The organism is Gordonia malaquae, from assembly GCF_037148075.1.
Lineage (GTDB): Bacteria > Actinomycetota > Actinomycetes > Mycobacteriales > Mycobacteriaceae > Gordonia > Gordonia malaquae.
The window spans coordinates 189,082-203,570 of the sequence record NZ_JBBCUB010000005.1 but is presented as its reverse complement, the minus strand read 5'-3'; the positions used below and the strand labels follow the sequence as shown (position 1 = coordinate 203,570).

Annotated in this window: 14 protein-coding genes; 6 read left to right on the top strand and 8 right to left on the bottom strand. The window is 66.1% G+C overall.

Annotated features, from left to right (window positions below; genetic code table 11):
- Nucleotides 1–17: 17 nt before the first annotated feature.
- Entirely contained in the window at nt 18–200 is a 183-nt protein-coding gene (locus tag WFK36_RS17845; protein ID WP_008379120.1) for an antitoxin, read from the top strand.
- A 1-nt stretch (nt 201) separates the two neighbouring features.
- On the opposite strand, the gene WFK36_RS17840 is transcribed toward WFK36_RS17845, so the two are convergent.
- Nucleotides 202–795 (bottom strand): DNA-3-methyladenine glycosylase, encoded by a 594-nt coding sequence (locus WFK36_RS17840; protein ID WP_336793303.1) that lies wholly within the window; start codon nt 793–795, stop codon nt 202–204.
- On the opposite strand from WFK36_RS17840, the gene WFK36_RS17835 reads away from it, so the two are divergent.
- A complete protein-coding gene (locus tag WFK36_RS17835) occupies nt 773–1,210 on the top strand; it encodes a type II toxin-antitoxin system Rv0910 family toxin (RefSeq protein WP_336793302.1) in 438 nt (145 codons plus the stop codon). The genes WFK36_RS17840 and WFK36_RS17835 overlap by 23 nt on opposite strands.
- Before the next feature lie 117 nt (nt 1,211–1,327).
- Nucleotides 1,328–2,281, top strand: a complete 954-nt coding sequence (locus WFK36_RS17830) for a hypothetical protein (protein ID WP_336793301.1) — start codon at nt 1,328–1,330, stop codon at nt 2,279–2,281.
- A 36-nt stretch (nt 2,282–2,317) separates the two neighbouring features.
- Here WFK36_RS17830 and WFK36_RS17825 read toward each other — a convergent pair whose 3' ends face one another.
- Together WFK36_RS17825 and WFK36_RS17820 are read right to left on the bottom strand one after the other, a co-directional pair.
- Complete coding sequence (locus WFK36_RS17825) at nt 2,318–5,530, bottom strand: hypothetical protein (RefSeq protein WP_336793300.1); 3,213 nt, start codon at nt 5,528–5,530, stop codon at nt 2,318–2,320.
- Complete coding sequence (locus tag WFK36_RS17820) at nt 5,523–6,869, bottom strand: SWIM zinc finger family protein (RefSeq protein ID WP_336793298.1); 1,347 nt, start codon at nt 6,867–6,869, stop codon at nt 5,523–5,525. The genes WFK36_RS17825 and WFK36_RS17820 overlap by 8 nt, the downstream gene beginning before the upstream one ends.
- Before the next feature lie 114 nt (nt 6,870–6,983).
- On the opposite strand from WFK36_RS17820, the gene WFK36_RS17815 reads away from it, so the two are divergent.
- The gene (locus WFK36_RS17815) at nt 6,984–8,456 is read left to right on the top strand and encodes an NAD-dependent succinate-semialdehyde dehydrogenase (protein ID WP_336793297.1); all 1,473 of its coding nucleotides are present in this window, start codon (nt 6,984–6,986) and stop codon (nt 8,454–8,456) included.
- Between the two features lie 31 nt (nt 8,457–8,487).
- Here the strand turns inward: WFK36_RS17815 and WFK36_RS17810 are convergent, their stop codons facing one another.
- From WFK36_RS17810 to WFK36_RS17800, 3 genes are all read right to left on the bottom strand, one after another.
- On the bottom strand, nt 8,488–9,177 hold the full coding sequence (locus tag WFK36_RS17810; protein ID WP_336793296.1) for a hypothetical protein: 690 nt from the start codon (nt 9,175–9,177) through the stop codon (nt 8,488–8,490).
- Nucleotides 9,174–10,190, bottom strand: a complete 1,017-nt coding sequence (locus WFK36_RS17805) for a COG1361 family protein (RefSeq protein WP_336793295.1) — start codon at nt 10,188–10,190, stop codon at nt 9,174–9,176. The genes WFK36_RS17810 and WFK36_RS17805 overlap by 4 nt, the downstream gene beginning before the upstream one ends.
- A gap of 76 nt (nt 10,191–10,266) precedes the next feature.
- Nucleotides 10,267–10,794 (bottom strand): hypothetical protein, encoded by a 528-nt coding sequence (locus tag WFK36_RS17800; protein ID WP_336793293.1) that lies wholly within the window; start codon nt 10,792–10,794, stop codon nt 10,267–10,269.
- Nucleotides 10,795–11,387: 593 nt separating this feature from the next.
- Here WFK36_RS17800 and WFK36_RS17795 point away from each other — a divergent pair.
- On the top strand, nt 11,388–11,888 hold the full coding sequence (locus WFK36_RS17795) for a hypothetical protein (protein WP_336793292.1): 501 nt from the start codon (nt 11,388–11,390) through the stop codon (nt 11,886–11,888).
- Nucleotides 11,889–12,026: 138 nt separating this feature from the next.
- On the top strand, nt 12,027–12,776 hold the full coding sequence (locus tag WFK36_RS17790; protein ID WP_336793291.1) for a TIGR02391 family protein: 750 nt from the start codon (nt 12,027–12,029) through the stop codon (nt 12,774–12,776).
- Here the strand turns inward: WFK36_RS17790 and WFK36_RS17785 are convergent.
- Together WFK36_RS17785 and WFK36_RS17780 are read right to left on the bottom strand one after the other, a co-directional pair.
- A complete protein-coding gene (locus tag WFK36_RS17785; RefSeq protein WP_336793290.1) occupies nt 12,723–13,955 on the bottom strand; it encodes a helix-turn-helix domain-containing protein in 1,233 nt (410 codons plus the stop codon). The genes WFK36_RS17790 and WFK36_RS17785 overlap by 54 nt on opposite strands.
- The gene (locus tag WFK36_RS17780) at nt 13,952–14,278 is read right to left on the bottom strand and encodes a hypothetical protein (RefSeq protein ID WP_336793289.1); all 327 of its coding nucleotides are present in this window, start codon (nt 14,276–14,278) and stop codon (nt 13,952–13,954) included. The genes WFK36_RS17785 and WFK36_RS17780 overlap by 4 nt, the downstream gene beginning before the upstream one ends.
- Nucleotides 14,279–14,489 lie beyond the last annotated feature (211 nt).

The following is a 14,489-nucleotide window of genomic DNA, read 5'->3' as shown; positions in this document are numbered from 1 at the left end:
GGTACTAAGATGTCGGCATGGATCTCTCAGGACTGGTCAACAAGGCCAAGGACGCACTCCGCTCGAACCCCGACCTGATCGAGAAGGGCGGTGACATGGTCGACAAGGCGACCGGAAACAAGTACGCCTCGCAGGTCGACAAGGCTCAGGACGCAGCCCGCAAGGCGGTCGGCGCTCCGGAGAAGGACGCCGACAAGTAGCTCAGAGGCGAGGAGCTTTCGGGTGACGGCGATACGCCGACACCGAGGGCTCGCCGTCCACCCAGAAGCGCCATGGTCGGTCAGCGGCCAGGCGCACACCGACACGCGGCCCGGCGACGACATCGCCGGGCCGTTCGTCGTCCTCGGGCAGTAAGTGCACGCCGTCCGGTGCGGTCACGTCGGCGCCGAGATCGGCCTTGGTGATGCCGAGGGCTCGGGTGAGGTTGCCGGGGCCGCGGGCCAACAGGTCGTCGGCGACCCCGCCTCGTCGTTGTCGTGCCAGGTCGAGACCGTCGACGACCCTGCCCGCGCGGATCAGCACGGCTGAGCCGTGACCTTCGGGACTGGTGACGATGTTCGCGCAGTGGTGGCCGTGCATCTGGTAGACGTACAGCCGCATCGGCGGGCCGTACATGATCTCCGACCGCGGTGTCCGCGTGTAGGCGTGCGATGCGGGATCGTTCGGGCCGTCGTACGCCTCCACCTCGGTGATCAGCACGGACACGCCGTGGCCGACCAGTATGCGGTACAGCAGGTTACAGGCGTCGGCGCAGACGCTAGGCTCTGGGACCATGGCCAAGACCAGTGACTCCATCCATGTCGACCTCTCGCCCGAGGATACCTTCGCGGCTGCCGCCGACCTGTCCCGCTACGACGACTGGCTCGTGATGCACGACGGCTGGCGCAGCGAACTGCCGTCCGCCGATCAGCTCGGCAAAGGCACCAAGGTGTCGTCGGTGATCAGCGTGAAGGGCGCCCGCGTGCGTTTCGCCTGGGAGATCGAGAAGTTCGACCGGCCCCGCGAAGTGGTCCTCAAGGGCAGCGGAAAGGGCGGCGTCAAAGCGAAGATCAATCTGACGGTCGCGCCGGACGGCGACGGATCGACCATCACCTTCCTCATCGACCTCGGCGGCCTCCCGCTCATCGGACCCGCGGGTAAAGCCGCTGCGATGGCCGTCAAGGGCGACATCGGCAAGTCCCTAGAGAAGTTCACTGCGCTCTACGCCTGACTGAAATCCTGCGTGTAGATCGTTACCCGAATCGGGTAACGATCTACACGCATCTGTCCACAGGGCCTGTGGACAACGGGGTTGGCGGTTTCGGCTCCTGCGCGCACACTCTGCCCCATGGGGGACGAACATGCATTGAGGGTTCTGATCGGACTGCAAGGCGGCGTCATCGCCCGGACGCAGGTTCTCGAATGTGGTTTCGGGTCGGCGTACGTCAGGCAACTGCTTCGATGTCGGGCATGGGTCGCCGTCTACCCGGGTGTGTATGTGACGCATACCGGTGCGCTCTCGTGGCATCAGCGGGTGTGGGCCGCGATCCTCGATGCGTGCCCTGCCGCCGCGAGCCACGACTCCGCGCTTTCAGCCGCAGGCGTCGGCCGTGAGCCGCGCCGGGACGACCCGATTCATATCGCGGTCGAGGCAGGCAGGAAGGTCACCCGACGCCCCGGTGTGATCGTTCATCACCGGTCACTGTTCAACCAGGACGTCCTGGATCACACGACTCCTCCACGAGTTCGCCTCGAAGAAGCGCTCATCGATGTCGCGAGCGAGACGCTGAACGAGATGAAAACCATTGCGACGTTGTCCGACGCGGTGGGGTCGCGTCGCACCACTCCAGATCGGTTGTTGAGCGCGGTCGTCAGACGAACTCGCCTTCGGCATCGAATGCTGATCGAAGGCTTACTCGCGGATCTGCGAGACGGCGCGTGTTCGGCGCTGGAGCACAGCTATCTCACCCGTGTGGAGCGCCCGCACGGACTGCCGTCGCCGGTGAGGCAGGCACCGACAGGAGCTGGGCGACCCGGTTTCCGAGACCTCGACTATCCGGACTGGGGCCTGGTCATCGAACTGGACGGGCGAGCTCACCACGACAACGCGCGCGATCGCGATCGCGACTTGGAACGCGATCTGGACGCCGCCGTCGTCCTCGATCGCCATACGATTCGGCTCGGTTGGGGACAGGCGCATGTCCGATCGTGTTCGACCGCGGTGAAGGTAGGGCGATACCTGTCGTTGCTCGGCTGGCCGGACAGCCCGCATCCGTGCACGTCCCCGAACTGTGTGGTCTAAGACGTGTGTAGATCGTTACCCGAATCGGGTAACGATCTACACACGTGATCGGTCGCGGAGGGCGCGAGCCTTGGTGACGGCGGCCGACTTGCCGGGGGAGTCGGCGAGGGCGTCGAGGCCGGGCCAGAGTGACGCGTCGGCTGGAGCGAGGCCCCGGGAGGCTGCCTGGTCCAGTTGCGGTGCGACGGTCTGCGCCAGGTCGAGGACACGGTTCGCCCACTTGGGGATCGTGCCGCCGGCTCGGACGACGTCGCCTGCGTGACGGATCGATTCGGTCAGGATCGGCCAGAGGGCGGGCAGTGAGCGAGGCTCGTGCTCGATGGCGCGGACCATTCGCGCCGGACTGATCACCGGATGTGGCAGCAGGAGCCGCATCGCAAGGCCGACAGCCTCGGCATGCAGCACTCCGTCGAGCGCACACGACGCCACCGTCCACCGGGCGTCCTGTGTCTCGTTGATGAGCGTCGCCAGCAGGACTGCGGTCATCAACACCGTGACCGGGGGTTTTGCACCTGACCCAGCCTGATCTCGGCTGTCTCCGACAGCGATACCGGTACCGTCCCATTGCAGCCAGACGTCGAGGCCGCCGTCGGACGCCCGGCACTGGCCCTCCTGCTCGATGTCGTATGTCCAGCCCTTGCGGATCGTGAACGCACGATCCGGCAAGTGCGCGAACGTCGCCGTGATGACGAGTTGACGACTCTTCGCGTCGGGGTCGAACCAGTCGATCGCCACTGCCGCGCGATCGTCGACGGCGGGTGCACCGCCCGCTCCTTCGGTCCACACGTCCGACAGGTCGAAGCGCGGCGCCACGGCAGCAGGCTGCTCCGGTGCGCGCGACGGCGCGGGCAGGCCTGCCGCCAGAGCGCGGGCTCCCTTCACCGCCACCGATGATCCGGTTCGATCGGCAAGAGCACGAAGGCCGGGGACATCCAACACCGACGAGTCGGAGAGACCCTCTGCGGCCGCCGCCTGCACAACGGGCAACACAGTCGCCATGACGTCGACGACAGTCTCGGTACCCGACAAGAGACGCTTCTCGGCTGCGGAAGCGGCGAGCAGATCGTCGAGGACCGGCCAGACGACGGCCGTCAACCCGCCCTCGGCGAGGTCGGACAACGTTCGGGCGAACGCCGCGATCGACGACGGCGTGTCGGCCCAGTCGAGATACCGCACATCGGCTGCTCCGGGACGGAGAAGGCCGCGGTCGAACGCCTCGTACACCGCAGCCTGGCCGTCAGCGGCGTCCCGCGGGTGAAAGCGACGCTGAGCGGCAAGCAAGTTGACAGCCGCACCCGGCGACAACGGGTCCCGGCGCCGCGCCGCTTGCCGGAGCGTGGGCCCGTTGCCGTGATACTCGTCGAGAACTGCGACGGGCGTCATCGCGGTGTCGCCTCGCCAACCGGGGAAGACCCAGAACTCGGCCGTCTCGCCGTACTCGGAGGCGATCGGTTCGAACTGCTTGAGCCACGAGGGCGCCACGATGTCGCCCGGCGTCCACCGCCGCCATCCGCGGCCCGAGACCAACCCGGGGTCGGCGACTGGCTCGGCGAGCGCTGCAGCCGCCAGTCGTCCCGCAGTCTGGTCGAGAACGGTCCCGTCGTACGCGACCACCTTGATGTCGATCTCCGAGAAGTCGACGTCCGGCGAGGAATCGACGTCCATCCGCAGCAGTGCAAGAGCAAGGTCGGAGGCGGCCGCTGCGACGCCGGATCCGACATACTCGCGTAGCCGGGCGAGGAGATCGGCCGGGTCCACACGCAGGTCGTCCCACGACGGCTGCGAGAGCACGCAGGGCAGTTCACCGTTGCGGAGCAGCAACTCGGCATCACGCCGGCGGACGATCGGCGCCCACGACTGCGGGTACTTCGCCATGATGTCGGCGAGGTCGCCGTCCAACCACGACCGGACCACCGACAGACCGGTGGCGGCGGCGTTGGGGACCCCGGCGAGGGCGGTGCGCACGGCGTCAGGGGACTGCACACCGAGGGCCGCCGCGCACGCGTGGAACTGCTCCACGACCACGTCGGCCGCGGTCGCTTCACCCCGTTCGAGGAGCGTGCGCGCGAGGTCGGTGAGGGCCTCGGGCGACACCGGGCCGGGTTCGAATCGCGGCACGTCCCAGACGTCGGGCACCGACCGCCAGACGGCGAACGATGAGGCGGCCTCTTGCGCCGGAGGCTCCACTTCCCATGCCGTGGCGAGCGCTGCGAGAGGTTTGACGAGTTGGCGGGCACCGGAGAGTGCATCGAGTTCGGCGAGCACGTCGTCGGAGTTGGACGGCACAGGCCGGGCCGCGAGTGCGTCGACGACGATCCGCCTGGTCTTCGCGGGCTTAGCAGTGAGAGCTGCGGACACGACATCGGGGAGGAGTTCGTCGTCGACGGCTCCGATGAGGACGGGCGCCACGCGGTCGGTGACGGCGGGAACCCCGGCGGTCAAGAGCGGGATCAGCTCCTCGGCACGGTCCGCGAGGCCCGACGACGGCACATTCAGGTCGTCGAGCAGGAACCCGAGCCAGCCCGCGAGGTCGCCGGGGCGGACCGCGGACTCGAGGCCGCCGAACGCCAACGACTGCGCGACGTCGGAGTCGAGGAGACCACGTTCGACAGCGGCGGCCAGAGCCGGGCGCATCGGCCCGGTCATCGGGACGTTCATGGCCGTCGCCGCGCGTGCGTACTCGTCGAACCGCGGTGCGAGGACGCCCACGTCGAGTCCAGCCTGCGACCAGAAGTCGGTGCGATCGCCGGTGAGCGCGGCGTTCGAATGGACTGCCCAATCCTTCAAGAACTCGATGTTCATCGGCACCTCGGCCGAGGTGAGCTCGACAGCGGTGATCGCGCCGGCACCGAACCCGGACGGGCCGTGAGTGAGTCCGCGGCGTGAGCTGACGCATGCTCGTTGGACGAAATCGGCGGCGTACGCGGCACCACGGTCGGCGACGAACTGGCCGAGCACCTCGGGCGGCACGTTGTACTCGAGCACACTGACCGCCCGTCGGGCATCCACCCCGACGGTGATCGCGAACAGCGCGAGCTTCGACGCCGACCTGCCGCCTATCAGCGACACCCGTCCGTAGGAGCCGCTCGAGGTCTCGGCGAAGTCGATCCAGACACCCTTGCGAAGGCCGCGCAGTGCGGTCGCGCGGTGCTCGGTCGGGCAGCGTTCGGCGATGTGCAGATCGGCGAAGTCCAACCGCTCCCAGCCGACCGTGTCGTAGACGGCGAGAGCGTCGTCGAGCTCAGTCATTGTTCTCCTCGATGGATCCGCCGCAGGTCAAGTACGCCGCTAGGACATGCTTGCACGGTCCCCGGGCGGTGCCGTGGCTCATGTACCAGGTGCACGTGCACCGGCTGCCGTCGACGCCGCCGGTCGGGCCGAGCGATGCCCGGTACACACCGCCGGACGGATTCGCGACGGTCCAGGCGCCGTCTGACGCCGACACCGCGCTCGCGTCGACCAGAGCACGAGCGGCGACGAGGCGCGGGTTGTCCTTCCGGACACGAGCGGGGTCGTCGGGTAGTTCGCGGTGGAACCACGATTCGTCGTGAGCGTCCCAGCCGACGCGGCCGGACGATGCGAGCACCGCGAGAGCACCCTCGGTTCGCGCGGGGGCCAGCGCGGCGTCTCGACTCAGTCGGGCGACGTCGATGATCGGTTCGAATGCGAGAAGAGCGGATACGAGGTCGGCGTCGTCGAGCACAGTCGGCGACGCCAGTGCCTCGAGCAGGCTGCCTTCGCCGGAGAAGCCTCGCCACGGTTCCTCGGTGAGACCGAATGACAGTCGTGCGCCGGGCAGGTCGATCTCGACGACGCTCGGGGACTCGCCTACGCCGAGTGCGTAGGCGGTCAGCCCGGTCGCGTGCACCAGCATGCGCTTCGCGGCGGCCAGCCGATGGAGCCCGTTGACATAGACGCCTCCAGGAACGGGTCGTGGTGACAGTCGCGCTCCAGTTCGATCGGGGACAAGCCACCCGCGCTGAGCTGCTGCGGTCGCGTGCGGCAACGAACCGAGAAAGGCCCGAGTCTGCCGCCGGTCGAGAGAGAAGGCCGACACTGCCGGCCGGTGCATCTGTGCGACGTTCCCCAGCGCCCGGATCCACCGATCGGGCATCTCGACCGGCCGCTCATGCGCGTGAGAATCCGGGGTCGCCACACGCAGACCGTCGTCGCCGATGTCGACGTGAAGCAGTTCGGCGCGTCTGACCTTCGCGAGTGCACTGCGCATCGTGGGGTTCACGTCGACGTTTGTGGTGCCGTGGCCGATGTCGCCGCCGTCGAAGCCGGAACCGAGCAGGTCGAGGCGGGCGTACACGCCGTTGCACGCGGAGAAGCACTCGGCGCGCAGCCGATCGCCGTGCGCCGTGAGAACCGGATCTCGCAGGTTCGACGGTGTGTACTGGAAGTATCGCGTCGCGGTCACGTCCGCGAGTGTCAACAAGCCCTGCGCGAAGACCGCCGGATGCGTCGCGAACCCGTGGAAGAAACTCGGCCGATCAGCGACCCCGTCGGGAGTCAGCGCCGGCGCGAGTGCCAACCCGACACCGGTCTTAGCGACAGCGGACGCACCGCTGAACGTACGACTCATGCACTCACCTTAGTGTCGCCCTTCGACGATCGGCGGAACGAGCTCGGTCGTGACTACCCTGGCGAAAGTCCATGCGATGCGGACTGAGACCTCGGCTACTGAACGGAGACCTTGATGACTGTCAGCAGCGCCGACGAGCGGAAGCTCATCGACTCCATTCCCGTGAACCTGCACATCGGCGGAGCGTGGCGGCCTGCGTCGGGCGGCAAGACCTTCTCCGTCGACGATCCGTCGACCGGCGAGCGCCTGGTGAACGTCGCCGACGCGGACGCCGCCGACGCTGCGGCAGCGATGGACGCCGCAGTGGCTGCGCAGGACTCGTGGGCCGCCACACCACCGCGGGAGCGCAGTGACATCCTGCGCCGAGCGTTCGACACAGTGACCGCACGCGCCGACGAGTTCGCGCTGCTGATGACCTTGGAGATGGGCAAGTCGCTGGTCGAGTCGCGCGGGGAAGTGGCCTACGGCGCCGAGTTCCTTCGCTGGTTCTCCGAGCAGGCGGTCCGGATCGACGGGAGGTACACGACTGCGCCGGACGGCAAGTCACGCCTCTTTACCGTGAAGAAACCGGTCGGGCCGTGTCTGCTCATCACACCGTGGAACTTCCCGCTCGCCATGGCGACGCGAAAGATCGGTCCAGCGCTCGCGGCCGGCTGCACCATGGTGGTCAAGCCCGCATCGGCCACCCCGTTGACGACCCTCCTGTTCGCACAGGTTCTTCAAGAAGCAGGCGTCCCGGACGGTGTGGTCAACGTGATTCCCACGTCGAGCGCCGGCTCGACCACCGGGCCGCTGATCGCCGATTCCCGGCTGCGGAAACTGTCGTTCACCGGCTCCACGCCCGTCGGGCAGACTCTCCTCGCCCAGGCGTCCGACAACGTCCTGCGCACATCGATGGAACTCGGCGGCAACGCCCCGTTCCTCGTGTTCGCCGACGCCGACGTCGACGCTGCCGTCCAAGGGGCTGTCGCTGCGAAACTTCGGAACATCGGCGAAGCGTGCACGTCGGCGAACCGCTTCTACGTGCACGAGGACGTCGCCGACGAGTTCTCTCGGAAACTGGGCGAGGCGTTTGCAGCCAAGCGAGTCGGCAGGGGAACTGAGGCGGGCGTCGACCTGGGACCGTTGATCGACGACGACGCCAGACATCGGGTGGCCGCCCTCGTCGACGACGCAGTCGCCAGAGGTGCGACCGTCGTTGTCGGAGGCTCGGTGATCGACGGCCCCGGATACTTCTTCGAGCCCACCGTCGTCACCGATGTGCCGGCCGATGCTCTGGTGATGTCGGAGGAGATCTTCGGTCCAGTGGCGCCGATCGCGCGTTTCTCGACGGAGGGTGAGGCGATCGAACTCGCGAACTCAACTCCGTTCGGGCTGATCGCGTACGCCTACACAACCGATCACGACCGGATTCTCCGGCTCCCGAACCGTCTGGAGACAGGAATGCTCGGCATCAACTCGGGAGTCATCTCCAACCCCGCGGCGCCCTTCGGCGGGGTCAAACAATCTGGCCTCGGGCGCGAAGGCGGGTACGAGGGCATCGAGGAATACCTCGAGACCGTGTACGTGAACATCGCTCTGACCTGACACTCGCGGCAGACTGCGGCGACACGATCGATCAGGCGACAGAGATCGTGATCGTTCCGCTGAACGTGCAGATCGCCGCGCCGCCGGGGTAGGCGACGGACAGCAGAGGCGTCCAGGTCACCAGTTCAGCCAGCCCGGAGGTGCTGGTCATGACCACCTGAGGCGAACCGAGGTTCTGGTTCGATCTGGCGTTCATGTACAGACCTCCCGCGGGTGCGGTTGCCGAGTAGGTGACCGCGCTGCTCGGGATCGTCATTGCAGGGCATCCGAATCCGTTCGACGATGCCGTCGCCGTCCACGATCCGCCACCGCCTGACGCCACGGTCACCAGCGGCAGGCTTCCATTGGCACTGGTGGCGCCGGGAACGATCGTTCCGTATCCCCCGGTGCTCACGGAGAGTCCGCTCGCCGCGAGTGGACTCACGCCTGCCCTGGCACGGGGAGGAGTCGAGGAGGTCGACGGCGCAAGCGTCGACGACGACGACGGCGTGCTTGATGAGGGCACCGGTTCGTCGGAGGTTGTGGTCGTCGGAGGCTCGAGTTCATCCGTCGTCGACGGAACTGGTGCGGTCGGCTCATCAGTCTCCTCAGTAGATGTCGTCGGTGTGACAGACGTGCTTGTCACAGGCTCTGCGTACGCTGTCGGCGCGAGTGCGCTCACTGCGACGAACACACTGGCGGCCGCTGCGGCGCACGCGAGGGCGGGCCTACGGGCGGTCATGCCGACTCGTCCTCGCCCGTTGCTGTCGCTGCGCGGCGACGTCGGTACAGAAAGTAGCCGAGTGCGGCTGCAGCGAGAACAACAAGGATTGTGACGGTCAGTGGCAGTGCGATCGATCGGGAAGCGGGACCGGAATCGGCGGCTGCCGTGAACGTGACCGTCTGATCGCTGGTGTGCTTGTGAACACCACTTTGCAGCGCAACTGATGCCTTCCATGGGCCGTCCGGCAGGCTCGCGCTGTTGGGGACGGTGAAGACGACATCGGATGAGGCGCCCGGAGGGATCGTGACGCCGGTGGAGCCGACGGTGCCTGCACTCAGATCCCCCGGACCCTTCGTCAGCTTCAGCGTTCCGCTCACGTCGACAGCGCGTCCGCCGGTGTTGGTCACCTTTGCGATCACCGTCGCGCCGTTGTCATCGCCGCGACTACCGGTAACGCTGTCGATCGAGAAATCGGAAGGGGGCCCGTTCCCGGCGCCCACCGAGAGGTAGACGCGGACTCCGACTCTCGATTCCGCGCCGATTCCGCCGTCCTTCCCGGGAGTCGTCAGGGACGCCCACACCACGCCGTACTGCTCCATCTCGGGAGCATCGGCCGGAACCTTGATAGTGACCGCGACTTTGGCGGTCTCGCCGTTGTCGAGCGTGACGCTCGGCTGGTCGACCTTGATCCACGACGTGAGTGCATTCGTCGCCCCGGGCTCGTCCGGGACGAAGGTGTTCCCCACGATCTGCGCCGGTCCGGCGTACATCCGCACAATTGCCTTGGCGCCCGTGTTGTTCGTGACCTGGACTCGCCGCGTGATAGTCGCTCCAGGTTTCACGTTGTCGACGATGTACAGCTTGGCGCGAGGATCGTCCTTCGCCTTCGCCGGTACGTCGAGCAGTCGGATGCCAATCGATCCCTCCGGGGTCGACGGTTCGGCATTCGCCGCGGGAGCGAGACCTGCGGCGATGGCGAGGACTGCGACGAATGCGGCGAGAAGGGCGCGGGCGAGGCTCAGGGGGCGCATGCGGGATCTTTCTGGTGGGGTAGCCGGGGTGCGGGGTGCGCACCCCGGCTGTCAGAGCTGGCGCTCTGACGACTGATCAGGCGACGGAGACGGTGATCGTTCCGCTGTAGGTGCCGATCGACGCGCCGCCGGGGTAGGCGACGTTCAGCGAGGGTGACCAGGTCGCGACTTCGAGCGGCCAGGTGAGACCCGAACGGTTCACGACGGCCTTCGGGCCGTCGAGGGTCTGGGCGCCGGTCGAGGCGAGTGTTCCACCGCCGACCTTTCCGACGACCGCATTCGCCGTGTATGTGACTGCCGACTTCGGGATCGTCTGGTCGTCGCTCACGAAGTCGGTCGACGATGCGGTGGTGGTCCACGCACGAGGCGAGCCGTTGCGATTGTCGCTGACCGAGACGGGAGGCAGCGCGCCGGTCGCGGCGGTGCCCGCCACGTTGGGGACGATGGTGCCGAGCGGGCCTGCGGTGATCGACAGATCGCCGCCCTGTCCGGCGACGATGAAGGTGACGTCGGTGTTGGCCGACGGCGCGGCGTGCGCGACGGCCGGAACGGCGAGGCCGGCTGCGGCCGCGACGATCGTCGCGGCCAGGATGGGTTTACGCATGAGGGGTACCTCTTCTCAGGCTCAATGTGTTGTCAGAACACGGGAGGGACCTCGGATGCAGACCCCTGTACCCGACAGCCGAGGTGAGACGAGTCTGAGTGCTGTCGCGCAGGGAGTCCATGTACCCAATCGGGGGACATCGGGATCGTCCGTGCGGATCGCTGTCGGACATCAGTTGCGACGAATTTCCGCTGACCAGGTTGTTTGACCAGTGGGGAGGCTGTCGGACGCAAGTCGCGAGTGGCTGGTCGATGACATCGGTGCGCCGGTGCCCGGCACGGATCACTCGCCGCTTCGCTCGCTTTCGACAGAAACTCGGACAAGTGGACTCCCCGGGACGCTTGGATCGGCTTCCCTCTTCGGGGCCGACACGGGCGACGCCAGGGACCGGAACAGTCTCACGTAGACTTCTCGCGTCGGGCCGTGCATCCCCATCGCAGCCCGTGCGCTCTCGTGGGACTGGCGGGAGTTCGGGCCGGCGCTGGTAGGGGAATCGGCCGATGGGGTTGGGAAACGCGTAGATGCGCGATCAGTAACGCGCTCAGCATCAAACCGGCTGGTCACAATCAGTCGAGGTTCGGGGGAGGAACGCGATGGGTAACGCGACGAGGTCACTGTGGGTGAGCGCGGCTGCCGCTGCGATCGCGCTGACCGCTGCTGGATGTGCGAACGATGCTAACCCTGAATCGGCCGCGACTCAGTCAGCGATGACCACGGGGACGTCGGCCGCGAGCGCCACGACAACCACTGCGACTGTCACGACCGTGACCTCGACGATCACGGAACCTGCGCCGACATCGACGAAGAAGCTGACGCCCGTCGACATCATGTGCGATCTGGTCCCTAACCCGAACAACAACATGAGCGAACCGGTCGTCGTGCTCCAAGGAGAAGTCGACTGCGCCGAGGCGCTGTCCGTCGCGCGCGGCTACCTGGCCGGTATCAAGGCAGGCAAGCCCGAAGGCCAAGGCCAGTTCCTCACCGTGCAGGGCTGGGACTGCAACTGGCCCTACGTCGACGGCCGCAGTCACGCCGACTCGTACCTGAAGTGCGTCGACCCGACGGGCGCGAACGCAATCCGTATCGGCAACTGAGCGAACTCCTGGCAGCTCCTTCGGAATCGGAGACGGGCGTGCGACGCCGGGGCCATGTCAGCCGTTGTCGTAGCTCATCGTCAGAATGGGCAGGTGGCGATTGCAATTCCTTCCTTCCGGCCCGGAACCATCGAAGCTGTGGCCCGCGCGATTGGCGACCTGTACTCCGGCACGGAGATCAGCCAGATGCTCGCGGACTTTCGCTTGCCCGACCCGTTCGGTGAAGGCACGAAATGGAGGAGACTCGATGCCTCACTCCGGCAGAGGCAGAACGAACTAGGCGACGGGCGCGGCGTGATCAGTCTGGTCCACGCAGCGATGAGCCCCGATCGGACGTTGTCGCGTCGTGCCCAAGCTGCAATTGCCCGCGACGAGTTGAGCCAGGCACTTTCCCTGTCCGGCTTCCGCGTCACCGATGAAGGGAGAGTTGTGAAGACCTCCCGAACTAAGACGGACAGCGAAGCCGCTGCACGGTCCACGCGACTGCGCACATTCCTCTCCGAGCGCGGTGCCCACGACGAAGTTCTTCTGCACTGCCGCGCTGAACTGCCTCGAAACGACTATTACGAGGCGGTGTTCGAGGCGATCAAGGGTCTCGGTGAGCGACTGCGCAGGCTCAGTGGACTCGACCTCGACGGCAGCAGGCTGGTGCAGCAAGCACTTGGCGGGAAGGCTCCGATGGTCCGCCTCAACGCACTTGCTACCGAAACGCAGCGGAACGAGCAGCGTGGGATCGCACTCCTCGCCGAAGGACTGTTCGCGGCTTTCCGGAACCCTACTGCGCACGAGCCGAGGATCAAATGGGAGGTCTCGGAACAGGACGCGCTCGACGTCCTAGGCACTGCGTCGATGGTGCACCGGCGACTCGACGCTGCGACACGCAGCTGACTCCTGGAGCAGGAGCGTGGATCGAAGGGGATTGAAGTGTGTTGACCCAACCGGTAACAACGCAGCGCAATTGGGAACCAGCAGGACCACCTGCACGTCGTGTGCGGGCGTATGCGGGCTAGAGCCTGCCGGGCCGCACGAACCCATTGAGATCGCGCGAAACTCTGTTGACCTGAACGTAGCGTTATCCCTTGCCGAGGTGTACCCGACGATCGCGGCAATTTCACTATCGCTATGACCCTGCGATTCGAGGGTGACACGTAAATGCTCTCGAAGTCGAGGAACTTCGGGCGGGATCCGGTCGGAACCGGGCTCCTCGATTCGATAGCCCTTTGCGCTTAGCATTTTGAACAGTCGCGTTTGCTCAGTGCTATTGATTGTTCCCAGCGAGCGGGCGCGTTGGATGAGGGACGCGATCGACACGCCCCACTCCGGCTTCAAGTCAATGAGCCGTCCCAGTGTTGGTTTGGTGAGGCTCGTGCGGATCATCTCGGACGGCATGAGAAATGCGGCGGCAAATGTATCTGCGTCAGCTTTGACGTCTCCGTCGATGTACTCGTTGTGCAGTACGAGATGGCCGAGTTCGTGGGCCAACGTCCATCGTTGACGATCAGTCGGTGCAGCTGAGTTGACCATCATGACAGGATGGTCAACGATCCATTGGGAAAGTCCGTCAAGGCGAGGTGTCCCGAAGTCCTCGGTGATGACCAGGCATCCAGCAGCTTCGATCCACGCGACAAGAGCTCGAACCGGCCCAACCGGCATGCGCCACTGCATACGCAGCATCCGGGCTGCCGCTTCAGGGTCCTCGCCATCGAAATGCGGGACGATCTGGTCTGCTTGCAGAGACACTTCTTGGAAGAGCCTGCTGGCGTGGAGCCGGTACTCATTGAGGCGTGCCTCGTACTGACGCCAAACGCCCACCTTCGCGGTCGCACGACGCCGCATGTGCACGTCCACGGCGAGCGCAGCCTTACGGCGTTGGCCGTGTTCAAGAAATCCGGTGGTTACTTGGAAGGCCTCTGCGAGCGAGTGAAGGGCGGCATCGTCAGGCTCGCGCAGGCCGTTCTCGTAGCGCGAGATCGTTACTTGTCGGACGCCGGACCTATCGGCCAACTCGGCCTGCGTCCATCCCCGCGCGATCCGGAGGGTTTCGATAAGGCCGCCGAGGCGACTCATTGTTGGCCAGAGGCCTCGCCGGTGCCACGGTCGTCCTCGTTGGTGATGACGTTGGGCAGGGAAGGTGAGGTCGGATCGATCGGCGTAAGCGGTGTTGCCGTGACACCGTCTGTTGGATCGAGGAGGGTCTCTAGCCAAATCACGTTGTCGCGCGAGTCCCGGAGGGTGATCACAGGTCGGAGAATCTCTCGCTCTTCCCGGTCCCAGGTATTGCTGCGTACTGCTTGCAGGAGCGAATCCAGCGGCCAGGATTCCTTGAACTCTGGTGGCCCCTCTGTGTCGATCGGATACCACCCAAGCATCTGGTAGCGGACAGCCTCCATACATCCGGACCGTGGTCCGTGTCCGGACCGGACAAATGGATTCGCGTCCTGAGCTGGGTCTTTTCTCAGCGCTTCCGGACATTGTTTGCCAAACTGTTGCTTGGCGGGTGGAATTACCTGTGGGAGCACAGCGCTTCCACCGCATACCGGATCTGTAGTGAGTATCGCCGATTCGGGAGCAGTTGTTACACAGGCTAATTGGCCTGTTCTG